The sequence below is a fragment of the Nonomuraea sp. NPDC049480 genome, assembly GCF_044465905.1.
Lineage (GTDB): Bacteria > Actinomycetota > Actinomycetes > Streptosporangiales > Streptosporangiaceae > Nonomuraea.
Window position 1 is genome coordinate 89,803 of record NZ_JBITMD010000024.1, and the last position, 13,309, is coordinate 103,111.

Sequence of the window (13,309 nt, forward strand, 5' to 3'; positions counted from 1 at the left end):
TTCGGGGGAAGGGGAATCGTGCCGTTCACACCCAGCCACATGGCCGTGATGGTGCCGTTGATGTCATCGGCGCGCGTACGCAGGTTCGCCGACCCGTGGGCGCTGGCGCTGGGGGCGATGGTCCCGGATCTGCCGATCTTCCTGCCGTTCCTGCCCGACTACACCAACTGGCACTCCTGGCTCGGCGTCGTCACCATCGACCTGGCCGCCGTGCTGGTGCTGCTGCCGCTGTTCCACGTCGTCTTCAGGGACCCGCTGATCTCCCTGCTGCCGCCGTCGCTGGCCGGGCGCGCCGCGCTCGTGACCCCGGACCGGCTCCGGCCGCTCCCCATCGCCGTGGGCGCGGTGATCGGCGCGGCCTCTCACGTCCTGTGGGACTCCTTCACTCACTCCACCGGCCCGGCGGAGTGGGGCGCCTGGTTGTCCGTCTCGGTCTTCGGCGTGATCACGCTGTTCCGCCTCCTGCAGTACACCTCGTCCGTGATCGGCCTCGCCGTCATGGTGTGGTGGGTGTGGCGGGGCTTGTCCAGGATGGCCCCGGCGGCCGTACCGGACCGGTTGAGGATCGCGCCGCGCGTGCGGCGGGCCGTCATGGCGTCGGCGTCCGTGGGCGTGGTGGCCGGCGCCCTCCTCTGGCCGCTGGTGGACGAACCCGACCCGGCCTTCGGCCTGCCCAGCGTGATCACCAAGACCGGTGCCGGCACGGTGGTCGGCCTGTGCCTGGTGCTCACCTGCTATGCGGCGGTCTGGCAGGTCAGGCGCCGCATGGCAGTATCAGAAGGTGCTTGAGTACGTCACGGACGCCGACGACCCGCGCCTGTCCGACTACACCCGTCTGCGGGACGTGGAGCTGCGCAAGAGCCTTGAGGCCGAGCGCGGCCTCTTCCTCGCCGAGGGCGAGAAGGTCATCAGGCGCGCCGTCGGCGCCGGCTACCCCATCCGCTCGGTCCTGACGGCGCGTCGCTGGCTGCCGTCGCTCGCCGACGTCCTCGGCGACGCCCTCGTCTACGTGGTCAGCGACGAGATCATGTCGAGCATCGCCGGTTTCCAGGTCCATCGCGGCGCCCTGGCCTCCATGGAACGCCTCCCGCTGCCCTCCGTGGAGACCCTGCTCAAGGGCCGGGCGCGACGCCTGCTGGTCCTGGAGGACCTGGTCGACCACTCGAACGTGGGCGCGATCTTCAGGTCGGCCGCGGCGCTGGGCGTGGACGGCATCCTGCTGTCGCCCCGGTGCGCCGATCCGCTGTACCGGCGCGCGGTGAAGGTGTCGATGGGCGCGGTGTTCTCGATCCCGTACGCGCGGATGGATGACTGGTTCGGCGGTTTGTCGCAGGTCCGGGCGGCGGGTTTCCGCACGCTGGCCCTGACCCCGGACCAGACGGCGACCCCGTTGGACACGATCGAGCCGGCCGATCGGGTGGCGCTGTTGCTGGGGGCCGAGGGTGACGGGCTGTCCTCGCACTGGCTGGAGGAGGCCGATCAGGCGGTGTGCATCCCGATGAGCGCGGCGGCCATGGACGCGGGGGTGGATTCGCTGAACGTGGTGGCCGCCGCCGCGATCGCCTGCCACGGATTGATGCGGGCCGGCGCTTCCCGTCTCAGTTGAGGCTCCCCTTCGTGAGCAGGAGGTCCAGCCGCTCGACCGTGGAGCGTGACTCCACGTGCAGCCGCGTCACGTCCAGCCCTTCGTCGGCCAGCACGGCGAGCAGTCCCATCCGGCCCACGGCGTACACGACGATGTAGCCGCCGCGGCACCGGATCACCACCTCGCGCAGTTCTCCCATGCCCACCTCGGTGCCGGTGCGCTTCCCGAGGCCGAGGGTCGCGGCGGACAGCGCTGACAGCACCTCCGGCCGGGCTCCGTCCGTGTCGGCGACGACGAGTAGTCCGTCCACCGTGGCGACAGCGCTCTCCATCACCCCTGTCACCTGCTCACGGAGGGAGCGGAGCTCCGTGAGGATGGGGTTCTGCGCCATGATCACCACTTTCTTGCTATTTCCTGGCCCTCGATGTCCGGGGCTTCTGCGTTCTCGTCCGCTGCCACAGCGCGGCGCGGTTGCAGCGGGAGGCGCGGCGAGCCGTCGCCCACGGTGTGGTCGTCGTCGGATGCGGTCTCCGCCGCTGACGGGCTCGATGAGAGCAGGCCCTCTTGCGCCATGTGGGCGATTTCCTGCATGACGACGAAGAGACCCAGGCCGAGAGAGAAGGCGATGTCGCGGGGAGTGCGGCGACCGTTGGCCTTGACGAGTATGGCGTGGCGCAGCGCGTCCGCCTGGATCGCCGGGGCGGGTTCCGGTGGCTGCACGGCCAGCGGCCTGCACTGAGTGGTCACGCCGGCGTTCTTCCAGCCGGAGGCGATCTCCAGGCGGCGTGCGGTCTCGCGATCCAGGCGTTCGACGGGGATTCCGGGGAGCACCAGCAGGTGCGGCAGGAGGTCGTCGTGGCCCAGCGGCTCCATCACCCCCGGTTCGGCGCCGAACAGGGCCATCGCGAAGACGGCGTCGAACGTGGCGAGGACACACGCCGCCTCCAGCCCGACGATGCCGACGCGCTCACGCGCGACGAGCTCGGCGCCGACCCGTCCAGTGTGGGCGCCGGCGGTGAATGCCACGTTCCAGTCGGACTCGCTGATGCGCCCGGACCGGAGGAGCAGCGATTCAGGTCCGGGTGACGCCGGGGTGGTCGCGGCGATCACACGGCCATGCCGGAAATACACGACGCCGCCGGGGTTGCCTTCGACCGGCAGCCGGCCGGAGGGCCTTTCTGGCGTGCCGTGTCGCAACACTGAGCCCGCAAGGCTCAAGTCTCCGACGTCTTGCGTTGGCACATTCCGGCCCTTCATTATCTGGCGCCACAAGAGTACTTTAAGTCCCGGCAAGCACAAAAGAGCAGGAAGAGTACATGAACATAGAAACTGCCCTTAAAGAAGCAATGAACATCGACGGTGCGCTGGGAGCGGCCCTCGTCGACTACGGCAGCGGCATGGCCCTCGGCACCATCGGCGGTGGACGAGAACTGGACCTGGAGCTCGCCTCTGCCGGGAACACCGAGGTCGTGCGGTCCAAACTGCGCACGCTGGCCTCGCTCGGCCTGAACGACCAGATCGAGGACATCCTGATCACGCTGGGAAGGCAGTACCACCTCATCCGGCTGCTCACGACGTCCAGCAGCCAGCTTTTCATGTACCTCGTACTCGACCGGGACCGCGCCAATCTCGCGCTCGCCCGGCACAATCTCCGGCGCCTCGAGGGTGAGATCTCCGTCTGACGCTGACTCCTGACGCTGATCGGCGGGACAAATTTCTTGTGGTCGGCGGTATCGGACATTAGGGTACATAGCACCCAAATCCCCTCATGTTGCAAAGGGCTGCTATGTCCCTGGGTTCGAAAATCCGGAGCGCCTGGGCGGCGGTGCTGGCCGTCGTCCTGGTCCTGATCATGGAAGCTCCGGCGAATGCCACGCCCGAGCGGCCCAATATCATCTTTTTCCTGGTCGACGACATGTCGGCCGAACTGCTCCAGTACATGGACGCCGTCAGAGGTCTGGCCGACGGCGGCACCGAGTTCACCGGCTACTACGTGTCCGACTCGCTCTGCTGCCCGTCGCGGGCCTCCATGTTCACCGGCCGGTTCCCGCACAACACCGGCGTGCTCACCAACGAGGGCGCCGACAGAGGCGGCTACCGGGCCTTCGCGCCGCACGAGGGCCGGACCTACGCCGCCGCGCTGCACCAGGCCGGCTACCGCACGGGCTACCTGGGCAAGTACATCAACGAGTACCCGGTGGGCAACGGTTACAAGGTGCCGGTCGGGTGGGACGAGTGGCACGTGGCGGCGGCCAGCGGCTACAAGGAGTACGGATACCGGCTCACCCGCTACATCAAGGACCAGACGCCGGCCGGCCGGCCGCTCGACGCCTCCGACGGCAGCTACCTGGTGGACGAGCTCGCACAGCGGGCGGTCGGCTTCATCAAGCGCTCCCGCGCGTACGCGCCGGGCGAGCCGTTCTTCCTCCAGGTCTCGCCGTTCGCCCCGCACGCCAGGGTCGACATCAAGCCGGGCGACAAGGAGCCGCGATTCCCGCCCGCGCGGCGTGACCGGCCGAAGACCAAGTGGCCCGCCGGGGAGTTCCCGCATGGGGACTGCGGCGGCCCCGACTGCGCCGGCATCGACGTGGCCGGGCTGCCCGCGTTCAACGAGGACACCGCCGACAAGCCCTCCTGGGTACGGCGGGAGCCGATCGAGCCGAAGCTCGTCGCGGAACTGCGGAAGGACTTCCGCAACCGGATCCGCATGGTGCAGTCGATCGACGACATGGTGGAGCGGGTCCTCTCGGCGCTGACGGAACGCGAGCGGCGGAACACGTACGTGGTCTTCACCAGCGACAACGGCTTCCACCTCGGCCAGCATCGCCTTCTGCGCAACAAGTCCACCGCCTACGACCACGACGTACGGGTGCCGCTGCTGGTCAAGCGCCCGGAGTCGGGGCACCCCGGCGATCTCGTGAGCGGTGCCATCACCCAGAACGTGGACCTGTTCGCGACCTTCCTCGACATGGCCGGGATCGACCCGGCGCTCCGCGACAGCCGCGACGGGAGAAGTCTGCTGCCCCTCATCCAGGGCCGCAAGGTGCCCGACTGGCGCGACGTGGCGCTGATCGAGCACACGAAGCCGAACCTCGGCGCCTCGGGGTCAGACCCCGACGCGGATTCCCGCCGGAGGGGTAACGCCGTGCCGCCGACCTACGAGGCCGTGCGCACCGCCGGCGAGCTCTACGTCGAGTACAAGGGCGACCCCAAGCCCGAGTACTACAACACCGTCGCCGATCCCCACCAGGAGTCCAATGATCCCGGCAACCCCAGGACGGCCGGCCTGGCCAAGGTTCTCGATGGCCTGACGGACTGCGGCCGGCCCGGTAAGGCGGACTGCTGGGCCGCCTCACACCTGCGCTAAGGCTCCAGCGGGCTCCTACCGTTGCACCGACCAGCTCGGACGGGCGTTCCTCAGGATGATCTCAGGCCCGTCCTTGTGGTTGGCCGGCACGATCTCGTTGGTGACCGGCCGGCGCAGGGTCTCGTCATACTCCAGGCCGCGCCCGGTCGCCAGGGCGTTGGCCAGGACGCGTGCGTCGACGACGGCCTGGGTGCCGCCGTTGGAGCCGGTCGGGTACATCGGGCTGGATCGCCCAGTTGATCAGCTGGTCGCCGTCGGGGTCCGGCGGCGCGATGGGGTAGACGACGATCTCAAGGCCGCCCTGACGCTGGAGCGGATGCCGTCGGCCCCGATGAGCAGGTCCGCGTCGTGATCGAGCCCCGCGATGGGCGAGCCCGCGAGTTCGCGTACGGCGTGCGGCAGGATGTTGATGCCCACGCCCAGCGGCTGGATCTCGTCGACCGCCTCATGGACGACCACATCGGTGATTCCGGCGGCGTGCAGGCTCAGGGCCGTGGTGAGCCCGGAGATGCCGGCGCCGGCGATGACAACGCGCATGGACAACCTCCTCACAGGCGCCCCGATCGTGACGGTTGCCTGCGAGATCTTCAAGGCCTCAGTGCAGCTTTTGCCCGGTACCCGGGAATTTCCAGCGTCAGGGATGGGGCGTCGCTTTCCGGGCAAGCATGGGCGTTTAGGAGCGTGACACGGGGCACGAGCAGATTCCGTCGTGAGGAGATGAGAGGAAATGCGTTCCGTAGAGAAAGTCGCATCGCTGGGAATGGGCATGCTCAGCGCCACGTTGGCGGCCGCGCTGTTCAAGCGGGTGTGGAAGGCGGCCTCGGGTCAGGACGACGCGCCGGACGCCGACGATCTGGAGCGCGGCTGGGCCGAGATCCTGGTCGCCGCCACGGTGCAGGGGGCGATCTTCGGCCTGGTCAAGGCCGTCGTACACCGCGCCGGCGCGCAGACCTTCCGCCGGCGGAGCGCGGCGAAGGGCTGACGGGCCGGGTCGCCTGCGGGGTCAGGGCTGGTCGGTGAGCCAGTCCGGGTAGCCCTCGATGTCGTGGATGACCGGCTGGGCGACGATCGGGCCGTCCTGGCCGGCGTCCCTGATGTGCTGCTCCAGGGTGGGAGCCTGCCGCTCTGTCGTGATGAGCGTGAGCTGCCACGTGCCGCCCTCGCCGCTGGGCGCCGCGTCGATGTCGATGTCGATGGAGGTCGCCAGGCCCGCCCGCAGGATGCCGTTCGCCAGAGCGGCTGCTTTCTCGTGGCCTTCGATCGTCGTGCGGACCTCGATGAATTCCGCCATGAGACTTTCCTTCGGAAGGGGAGGACACCACCCTATCCACGGGAACCGAAGGGGAATCGGTTTCGAGGGAAACGCCTGGCGCCGGCGCCGCGGCCTGCCGCCGGCCCTGTGGCAGGGCGGGCGGTCTAGCGCGCCGGGGGCGGTGGGGCGGTGGAGGAACGGACGATCAGTTCGTGGGGGAACAGCAGCCGCTCCGGCTCGGCCGTGCCTCCCGACAGCAGCAGCCGCCCCGCCGTCTCCCCGATCTCCTGCTTGGCCTGCCGGATCGTGGTCAGTCCCGCCTCCTCGGCGGCGCTGTCGGAGAACCCCATCACCGACAGCTCGCCCGGCACCTCCAGCCCCAGGTCGGCGGCGGCGTCCAGCACGCCCAGGGCCAGCACGTCGGTGTTGGCCAGGATCGCCGTCGGCCGCGGATCGCGGCCGAGCAGCGCGTGGCCCGCCTTCCTCCCGGCCGCCCGCGAGTTGCGCGCGACCTCGTAGAACGGCACGTCCTCCCAGTCCAGCCCGGCCTCCTCGCAGCCGCTCTGATAGCCCTCGCGCCGCCGCCGCATGGCCTCGAACACCGCGCCCCCCTGCCGCTCCCGGTCGGCCCAGCCGGTGTAGCCGTCGTCGTGCAGCCCCACCATGGCCACGCCGATCCGCCGGTGCCCGAGCTCCAGCACGTGCCGCGCGGCCGCCGCCCCCGCCGCGGGCTCGTCGATCCCGACGAACGGATGGCCCGGCACGTACGGCTCGTCCACGATCACCACCGGCAGCTTCCTGGCCAGCACCTCCGCCAGCGCCGGATGCCCGTCGGGCAGCGACACCACGCAGAACGCGTCCACCACCGCGTCCCTCACGGTCTCGCTGCGCCGGTCGCCGTGCGGCAGCGGCAGGATGAGCAGCCCCACCCCCGCGTCCTCGGCGGCCGTGGCGATGCCCTGGAAGAACCCGATGGCGTAGGGGTCGGCGAACGCGTACGCCAGCGTCTCGCTGAAGATCAGCCCGAGCGCCCCGGCGCGGCCCAGCCGCAGCGAGCGGGCCGTCGGGTTGGGCCCCGCGTAGCCGAGCTCGTCGGCCACCTCCAGAATGCGCTGCCGCAGCCCGGCACTGAGCTGGTCGGGGCGGGAGAAGGCGTAGGAAACGGTGGCCCGGGACACGCCGAGCCGGTCGGCGATCGTCTGGAGTGTGACCCTGGCCATCGTCCAACCGTACCGAGCACGTCCAAGGCCAGGGTCAGGATGCGGGTGGCGCATTCGCTCAGATGGACGGCGGATCGCCTCGATCCGGCGTGCCGCACGGCGTGATGCTGCGAACGGCCATCCCGTCGGCACGTCCGAGCTCGTCTGCGCCGCTCAGGGCCGGGGACACCTGGCCGGCGCCGGCCGCATCGCGGTCGGCTAGCCGACCGCGATCTGCTCGTCGGCGTAGTCCAGAAGCTGCTCGGCGGTGGAGAAGCGGCGCTCGTTCGCGTCGTTGAGCAGCACGCCGACGACCTGCCTGCCGCCCCGCTCACCCGCGAACAGCAGGCAGTACCCGGCCGCGTTCGTGTAGCCGGTCTTCACGCCCAGCACGCCCTCAGCCTGTGACAGCAACTTGTTCGAGTTCTTCCACGTGTGCGCCCGGTGCAGCGCGGTCTTGCCCACCTGGTGGACCTTGGTCCCGACCACGGCCCTGAACGTGCTGCTCGCCAGCGCCCGCTGCGCCAGCTTGGCCTGGTCCACGGCCGTCGAGTAGCCGCCGTTGCCCGGCGTGGGCATGCCGTCCGGGTTCGTGTAGCGGGTGCCGGCCAGGCCGAGGGCGGCGGCGGTGCGGTTCATCTTGGCGACGAAGGCCGTCTTGCCCGGGCCGTACTGGCGGGCCAGGGCGTTGGCCGCGTCCGCGCCAGACGGCAACATGAGGCCGTACAAGAGATCCCTGACCGTGAGGCGCTCGCCCTTCCTGAGCCCCGCCGTGGCGGCGCCGCCACGAGCGGCGTATTTGACGTCGGTCGCGGTGATCGTGATCGTGTCGCTCAGCCGGGCCTCACGGAGCACGACGTACGCCGTCATGACCTTGACCAGGCTGGCAACCGGCACCCGCCGCGTCTCCCGCTTGCCGAAGTGGATCGTTCCCGCCGAGTCGACGACGTACGCCGACGCGGCCTTCACCGTGGGCGCGTCAGCCGCGGCGGCCGGGGTAGAGACCCCCACAACCACGGCGAGTACGGCAGAGCTGATCAATCCCGCAATACGCATGCCAAACATGTTGGCAGGAGATCAAGGGTTTGTTTGCCTACTAGCGTCATAAAGCTGCATCAGTCCGGGGTAAATGAATGCCATGGCGGGCAGGTTCATCATCAGCGAGGACGGGCAGGGCGGCTTCCGCTTCGCGCTCGTGGCGAACAACGGGCAGACGCTGGCGGTCGGCGAGGGCTACCCGACCAAGATGGCCTGCGTGAACGGCATCGAGACCGTACGCAGGAACGCGCCCGAGGCGGCCATCGAGGATCGCAGCGGCTAGGAGACCAGAGCCTCCTCGTCGACGCCGCGCTGCCGCCTCCGGCGTCGCACCGCGAGCCAGGCGCCGCCCGCGACGACCAGCACGGCGACGGCCGCCGCCGCGACGGGTGAGCGCACGGCCAGTTGCAGCCAGCTCCACAGGCCGAACCACCACAGCGGCGCCCAGGTGAGGCAGCCCAGCGCGCTCGCCACCACGTACCAGGGGTAGGAGACCCGCAGCGCGCCCGCCACCCACGGCAGCGTGTGCCGCAGCATGGGCACCCAGAAGCACCCGTAGACGGCCAGCGCGCCCCATTTCTCGACGACCCGCTCGATCTTCGCGATCCGCTCGCGGCCCACTTTGACGCCGATCCGCGACTCGTAGAGCTTTTCGCCCAGCTTGCGGCCGACCCAGTAGTAGACCTGGAACGCGCCGAACAGGGCGAGGATCAGAATCGCGCCCACCAGCCAGTAGGGCAGGCCGAGCCAGAACGGCCTCGTGGGGTCGTCGATCATCGAGCCCGCCCTCCGATCATTAGGTCAGCCTTACCTTAGTTCAAGGTGCAAGTGATTGCCACACCCGCTTGCAAGCTCCCCGCAAAGGGGTGCAACCCGCCCACAACCAGCACTCAACCACCCGGCTTCACTCTAAGGGCGAGCAAAAAGGGGTGTTGAAGATGTCGACGACGAAAACCGCAGCCGTCCTGGCGAGTGGCACCGCGAACGCGGCCAGGCTCTTCGTGGCCGCACTCGCGTTCACCAGCGCGTACGTCGGCTTCTCCGCCTACAGTAATGCCAGCTCCGCCACCGAGCCCGCCGCCACCGAGCCCGCCGCCACCGAGCCCGCCGCCACCGAGCCCGCCGCCACGGCCGTCACCCTGTCGGCCCGGGAGGCGCCCGTCACCGAGGAACTGGCCATCCCCGTCCGGCCCGGCGAGATCAGCCTGAGCGCCCTGACCGGCGCCGGGTGTGCCAAGTCGTACGTCGCCCGCAGCGTGGTGGTCAACCGCGATTCCGCCCAGGGCGTGCAGTATCGCTGGCGGCTGGCCCGCTGGAGCCCCGCCGCCAAGGCGTGGCGGACGTACGTGACCGAGTACGACGGCTTCGCGGGCGCCGCCCGCACCGTCGAGTGGCGGCCGCAGATCTCGGGCAACCCCGGGTGGTACCGCGTCGAGGTGGCCGCCGAGGGCGCCGAGACCGTCAAGAGCGACCGTTTCCAGGTGAGCTGCTGACCGACCGCTGCGCCGCCTCCACCCAGCGCGGCACGCCGACCCGCTCGGCCACCTCCAGGGCCTTGTTGTAGTGGTCGCGCGCGGCGTCGGGCTGCCCCAGGCGGATCGCGAGGTCGCCCAGCGTCAGCGCCACCGGCCACAGCGCCACCACGCCGGTGCCCGCGCCCGCCACCCGGTCCGAGAACGGCTTGAGCTTGTCGTAGCAGTCGACCATCCGCTCCCGGTCGTCCAGCAACATCCCGGCCAGTGCCCGCCAGGTCATGGCCAGCTCGTACAGGAAGTCGGGGCGCACCGGCGGGCGCGTGGCGGCCACCGCCTTGGCGTCGTTGACGTGCCCGGCAGAGGCCAGCGCCAGCGCGTAGGCGTCGAGCGTCCACTTGGCGCCGCGGTGATGGGCCTCGGCGAGCAGGTCGACCATCTCCGCGGCCCGGCCGTCCACCAGGTGGAGGCAGAACGCCGTGATCCGCGGCAGGTCCTGGCGGCCCTCCAGCATGCCCACCCGCGCGGTCATCCTGGCCGCCTCCCGGTAGGCCCGCTCGGCGCCCGTGTAGTCACCGGCGATCATGAGCCGCATGCCGCGGTACCAGACCACGACCGCGGCCGGCGCCGACAGGTCGTACTGCTTGGCCAGCTGGTCGGCCGCGGCCGCGTGCTCGTCGGCCGCCGCGAACTCGCCCCGCGCCGCCGCGCACTCCAGCAGCACCAGGTGCGCCAGCGCCTGCGTGGCCATCTGCCCCGAGCGCTGGGCCACCTCCAGCAGCTCCCTGCCGATGCTCTCGCGCGTGTCCACGGCCGGGATGTCGTACGACTGCCGCAGCCGTCCGCTCAGCGCCGCCGCGATCAGCGCCGGGTCGCCGCTCTGCCGGGCCAGCTCCAGCGCCTCCAACGACGCCTGCCGCCCGCGCTCGGGCGAGGAGGAGCCCTCCAGCTCCAGGGCGAGCGTCGTCAGCAGGCTGGCCCGCAGCCGCTGCTCGCCCTCGGGCAGCTCCATGAGCGCCTTCTCGGTGACGTCCACGATCTCCCACGCGGTGCGGGTGAAGTCGCGGGCCATACCCTTGTGCGGCACGGCCAGCGAGGCCGCCACCTTCGCGGTGATCTCCAGGTCTCCCAGCGGCAGCGCGGCGTCCATGGCCTGGCGCCGCAGCAGCCGGGCCGCATGCATGTCGCCGCACAACGCCAGCGCCCTGATCTGGCGCAGCATGAGCCGCAGCCGCTCCTTGGCCCGCTCCGGCTGCTCGCCCTGCTCCTCGTTGCGGGAGCGGTCGAACGCCGCGATGGCCTGCTCCCACAACGAGGCCGCCTCGCGGTGGGCGAAGCGCCGCTCGGCCTGCTCGGCCGCCAGCCCGGCGTAGTGGACCGCCTTCTCGGCCGCGTCGGCGAGATAGTAGTGGTGCGCCAGTGCCGCCACGTCGGACGGCGTACGCCGCTCGATGACCTTCGCCACCTCCGCGTGCAGCCTGGTGCGGCGCAGCCGGGAGGCGTCGGAGTAGATCGTGTCGCGGACCAGGTCGTGGTCGAACCTGAGCAGCCCGGGTCCCGGCTCGGTCACCAGGCCGGCCAGCAACGCCGCCTCGACGGCCTCGATCACCGCGTCCTCGTCGTTGTCCTTCAGCGCGATGAGCACGTCCAGGTCGACGTCCCGGCCGATCACCGCGGCCTGCAGCAGGATCTGCTGCGCGCTCGAGGGCAGCCGCGAGATGCGCCGCCGCAGCACGTCACGCACGCCGGACGGCACCTGGGAGAGCACCTCGGTGGCGCTGGCCCGGTCGGCCGCGCCCTCGGAGTCGAGCAGGCGCACGGTCTCGCGGACGAAGAACGGGTTGCCGCCGGTGCGCTCGACGATCGACTCGACCGCGTCCTCGTCGATCTCGCGTACGCACGTCGCCCTGACCAGCTCGGCCACGGCCTTCGGGTCGAGTCCCGACAAGCCCACGCGGACCGGGCCCAGCCGGGCCAGCGCGGCCAGCACGTCGGACTGGCGATCGTCCAGCTCGCTCTCCCTGCACGTCACCACGAGCAGCACCCGGCTGGTCGCCAGCAGGCTCGGCAGCGCGCGCAGCAGGGCGAGCGTCTGGTCATCGGCCCAGTGCAGGTCCTCCAGCGTCAGCAGCACCGGCGCCCGCCGCGCCACCCCGGCCAGGTAACCGCCGACCGCGCGGTGCAGCCGGAACCCGCCGGACACCTCGTCCTCGTCGGGGTCCGGCGCGGCGTCGTCCAGCAAGGGGGCGAGCAGCTGCGCGTACTCGCCCGCGCCCGTCATGCCGATGAGCGTGCGCAGGATCTCCACCCACGCCCAGCCGGGCGGGGTGGCGCTGGAGTCGGGGCAGGCGCCGGAGGCGGTGATCCAGCCGTCGCCGCCCAGCTGGCCCTCCAGCCTGCGCAGCAGCGTGGTCTTGCCCGCGCCGGCGACCCCGGTCACGATCGCGACCTGGAATCTTCCCGTACGCGAGGCCGCAGTGGTCAGCCTGGCCAGCTCGGCGTCACGGCCGACGAACGGCTCCGGCTCCAGCGGCGGCGGCTCGACCGGCGCGGCCCGTCTGGGCGGCCAGGTGTCGGTGATCGGCGCCGGCCTCGGAGGCCGCGCGGGGACGGCCAACTCCAGCTCGGGCGACTGGGCCAGGATGTCGGACTCCAGCTTGCGCAGCGCCGGGCCCGGGTCGATGCCGAGCTCGTCGGCCAGCATGTTCCTCGCCCGGCGCAGCGCGGCCAGCGCGTCGCCCTGCCGGCCGCAGCGGTAGAGCCCGAGCGCGAGCAGCCGCCAGCCCTCCTCGCGCAGCGGATGCTCGGTGGTGAGCGCCTCCAGGTCGGGCACGGTCTCGGCGTGCAGGCCCAGCCGCAGCCCCGTGTCGGCGTGCCGCTCGCGCGCCACGAGCCGCAGCTCGGTCAGCCGGTTGACCTCGGCCTCGGCCCACTGCTGGTCGGCGAAGTCGGAGTACGGGGTGCCGCGCCACAACCCCAGCGCCTTCTCCAGGCGGCCGCGGGCGGACTGCGGGTCGCCCTCCTCCAGGTGCTCGCCCGCCGCGCGGACGAGCTGCTCGAACCTGAGCGCGTCGACCTGGTCGGAGGCCACCCGCAGCGCGTAGCCGGAGGCGACCGTCACCAGCAGCCGGTTGGGGCCGCCGCGCGGGCGGCCCGGCTCGAGCACCCTGCGCAGGCGCGAGATGTAGACCTGCAGGCCCGACTGCGCGCCCTTGGCCGCGTCGTCGGCCCACAGATCGTAAAGAAGGCTGTCAACCGGAACGACCTGACCCCTGGCCACGAGGAGTCGGGCGAGGACGGCCCGCTGCCGCAACCCGCCGAGGTCGAGCTCGTCGTCGTGTTCGTACGCCTCGACTGGCCCCAGAACTCGGAACGCCACCATGTCAGCCGCCACGC

Annotated in this window: 16 protein-coding genes; 7 read left to right on the forward strand and 9 right to left on the reverse strand. The window is 71.0% G+C overall.

Annotated features, from left to right (window positions below; translation table 11 throughout):
- Positions 1-18 precede the first annotated feature (18 nt).
- Both ACIBX3_RS46030 and ACIBX3_RS46035 read left to right on the forward strand, forming a co-directional pair.
- Positions 19-789, forward strand: a complete 771-nt coding sequence (locus ACIBX3_RS46030; RefSeq protein ID WP_397126995.1) for a DUF4184 family protein — start codon at positions 19-21, stop codon at positions 787-789.
- The gene (locus ACIBX3_RS46035) at positions 782-1,606 is read left to right on the forward strand and encodes a TrmH family RNA methyltransferase (RefSeq protein ID WP_397126996.1); all 825 of its coding nucleotides are present in this window, start codon (positions 782-784) and stop codon (positions 1,604-1,606) included. Before ACIBX3_RS46030 ends, ACIBX3_RS46035 begins: the two co-directional genes overlap by 8 nt.
- On the opposite strand, the gene ACIBX3_RS46040 is transcribed toward ACIBX3_RS46035, so the two are convergent.
- Positions 1,599-1,976 carry a roadblock/LC7 domain-containing protein gene (locus ACIBX3_RS46040; RefSeq protein ID WP_397126997.1) on the reverse strand — a complete coding sequence of 126 codons (378 nt, stop codon included), beginning with the start codon at positions 1,974-1,976 and terminating at the stop codon, positions 1,599-1,601. The genes ACIBX3_RS46035 and ACIBX3_RS46040 overlap by 8 nt on opposite strands.
- 2 nt (positions 1,977-1,978) lie before the next feature.
- Positions 1,979-2,695: a hypothetical protein gene (locus ACIBX3_RS46045; protein ID WP_397126998.1), complete on the reverse strand. Its 717-nt coding sequence runs from the start codon at positions 2,693-2,695 to the stop codon at positions 1,979-1,981.
- A 206-nt stretch (positions 2,696-2,901) separates the two neighbouring features.
- Here ACIBX3_RS46045 and ACIBX3_RS46050 point away from each other — a divergent pair, with 206 nt between their 5' ends.
- Both ACIBX3_RS46050 and ACIBX3_RS46055 read left to right on the forward strand, forming a co-directional pair.
- Positions 2,902-3,267 (forward strand): hypothetical protein, encoded by a 366-nt coding sequence (locus ACIBX3_RS46050; RefSeq protein ID WP_397126999.1) that lies wholly within the window; start codon positions 2,902-2,904, stop codon positions 3,265-3,267.
- Between the two features lie 104 nt (positions 3,268-3,371).
- Positions 3,372-4,952 carry a sulfatase gene (locus tag ACIBX3_RS46055; protein ID WP_397127000.1) on the forward strand — a complete coding sequence of 527 codons (1,581 nt, stop codon included), beginning with the start codon at positions 3,372-3,374 and terminating at the stop codon, positions 4,950-4,952.
- 15 nt (positions 4,953-4,967) lie between these two features.
- Here ACIBX3_RS46055 and ACIBX3_RS46060 read toward each other — a convergent pair whose 3' ends face one another.
- On the reverse strand, positions 4,968-5,171 hold the full coding sequence (locus ACIBX3_RS46060; protein WP_397127001.1) for a hypothetical protein: 204 nt from the start codon (positions 5,169-5,171) through the stop codon (positions 4,968-4,970).
- A gap of 21 nt (positions 5,172-5,192) precedes the next feature.
- Entirely contained in the window at positions 5,193-5,489 is a 297-nt protein-coding gene (locus tag ACIBX3_RS46065; RefSeq protein ID WP_397127002.1) for a hypothetical protein, read from the reverse strand.
- 190 nt (positions 5,490-5,679) lie between these two features.
- Here ACIBX3_RS46065 and ACIBX3_RS46070 point away from each other — a divergent pair, with 190 nt between their 5' ends.
- Positions 5,680-5,934, forward strand: coding sequence for a DUF4235 domain-containing protein (locus ACIBX3_RS46070; RefSeq protein WP_397127003.1), 255 nt, complete (start codon positions 5,680-5,682; stop codon positions 5,932-5,934).
- A gap of 21 nt (positions 5,935-5,955) precedes the next feature.
- On the opposite strand, the gene ACIBX3_RS46075 is transcribed toward ACIBX3_RS46070, so the two are convergent.
- The 3 genes from ACIBX3_RS46075 to ACIBX3_RS46085 all read right to left on the reverse strand — a co-directional run bounded on the left by ACIBX3_RS46075 (position 5,956) and on the right by ACIBX3_RS46085 (position 8,459).
- Positions 5,956-6,243 (reverse strand): hypothetical protein, encoded by a 288-nt coding sequence (locus ACIBX3_RS46075; RefSeq protein ID WP_397127004.1) that lies wholly within the window; start codon positions 6,241-6,243, stop codon positions 5,956-5,958.
- A 125-nt stretch (positions 6,244-6,368) separates the two neighbouring features.
- Positions 6,369-7,424 (reverse strand): LacI family DNA-binding transcriptional regulator, encoded by a 1,056-nt coding sequence (locus ACIBX3_RS46080; protein WP_397127005.1) that lies wholly within the window; start codon positions 7,422-7,424, stop codon positions 6,369-6,371.
- 198 nt (positions 7,425-7,622) lie between these two features.
- A complete protein-coding gene (locus tag ACIBX3_RS46085; protein ID WP_397127006.1) occupies positions 7,623-8,459 on the reverse strand; it encodes a D-alanyl-D-alanine carboxypeptidase family protein in 837 nt (278 codons plus the stop codon).
- 82 nt (positions 8,460-8,541) lie between these two features.
- Between ACIBX3_RS46085 and ACIBX3_RS46090 the strand changes: the two genes are divergently transcribed.
- A complete protein-coding gene (locus ACIBX3_RS46090; protein ID WP_397127007.1) occupies positions 8,542-8,724 on the forward strand; it encodes a YegP family protein in 183 nt (60 codons plus the stop codon).
- Here ACIBX3_RS46090 and ACIBX3_RS46095 read toward each other — a convergent pair.
- Positions 8,721-9,218 carry a DedA family protein gene (locus ACIBX3_RS46095; protein WP_397127008.1) on the reverse strand — a complete coding sequence of 166 codons (498 nt, stop codon included), beginning with the start codon at positions 9,216-9,218 and terminating at the stop codon, positions 8,721-8,723. The two genes, ACIBX3_RS46090 and ACIBX3_RS46095, sit on opposite strands and share 4 nt — an antisense overlap.
- A 161-nt stretch (positions 9,219-9,379) precedes the next feature.
- On the opposite strand from ACIBX3_RS46095, the gene ACIBX3_RS46100 reads away from it, so the two are divergent.
- A complete protein-coding gene (locus ACIBX3_RS46100) occupies positions 9,380-9,934 on the forward strand; it encodes a hypothetical protein (RefSeq protein WP_397127009.1) in 555 nt (184 codons plus the stop codon).
- Here ACIBX3_RS46100 and ACIBX3_RS46105 read toward each other — a convergent pair.
- Entirely contained in the window at positions 9,903-13,295 is a 3,393-nt protein-coding gene (locus ACIBX3_RS46105; protein ID WP_397127010.1) for a BTAD domain-containing putative transcriptional regulator, read from the reverse strand. The genes ACIBX3_RS46100 and ACIBX3_RS46105 overlap by 32 nt on opposite strands.
- Positions 13,296-13,309: the final 14 nt, after the last annotated feature.

Excerpts from the sequence above, each read along its gene's own strand:
- ACIBX3_RS46040 (WP_397126997.1), bottom strand. The coding sequence starts at position 1,976 with ATGGCGCAGAACCCCATCCTCACGGAGCTCCGCTCCCTCCGTGAGCAG.
- ACIBX3_RS46050 (WP_397126999.1), top strand. The coding sequence starts at position 2,902 with ATGAACATAGAAACTGCCCTTAAAGAAGCAATGAACATCGACGGTGCG.
- ACIBX3_RS46055 (WP_397127000.1), top strand. The coding sequence starts at position 3,372 with ATGTCCCTGGGTTCGAAAATCCGGAGCGCCTGGGCGGCGGTGCTGGCC.
- ACIBX3_RS46060 (WP_397127001.1), bottom strand. The coding sequence starts at position 5,171 with ATGTACCCGACCGGCTCCAACGGCGGCACCCAGGCCGTCGTCGACGCA.
- ACIBX3_RS46065 (WP_397127002.1), bottom strand. The coding sequence starts at position 5,489 with ATGCGCGTTGTCATCGCCGGCGCCGGCATCTCCGGGCTCACCACGGCC.
- ACIBX3_RS46070 (WP_397127003.1), top strand. The coding sequence starts at position 5,680 with ATGCGTTCCGTAGAGAAAGTCGCATCGCTGGGAATGGGCATGCTCAGC.
- ACIBX3_RS46075 (WP_397127004.1), bottom strand. The coding sequence starts at position 6,243 with ATGGCGGAATTCATCGAGGTCCGCACGACGATCGAAGGCCACGAGAAA.
- ACIBX3_RS46080 (WP_397127005.1), bottom strand. The coding sequence starts at position 7,424 with ATGGCCAGGGTCACACTCCAGACGATCGCCGACCGGCTCGGCGTGTCC.
- ACIBX3_RS46085 (WP_397127006.1), bottom strand. The coding sequence starts at position 8,459 with ATGCGTATTGCGGGATTGATCAGCTCTGCCGTACTCGCCGTGGTTGTG.
- ACIBX3_RS46090 (WP_397127007.1), top strand. The coding sequence starts at position 8,542 with ATGGCGGGCAGGTTCATCATCAGCGAGGACGGGCAGGGCGGCTTCCGC.
- ACIBX3_RS46095 (WP_397127008.1), bottom strand. The coding sequence starts at position 9,218 with ATGATCGACGACCCCACGAGGCCGTTCTGGCTCGGCCTGCCCTACTGG.
- ACIBX3_RS46100 (WP_397127009.1), top strand. The coding sequence starts at position 9,380 with ATGTCGACGACGAAAACCGCAGCCGTCCTGGCGAGTGGCACCGCGAAC.
- ACIBX3_RS46105 (WP_397127010.1), bottom strand. The coding sequence starts at position 13,295 with ATGGTGGCGTTCCGAGTTCTGGGGCCAGTCGAGGCGTACGAACACGAC.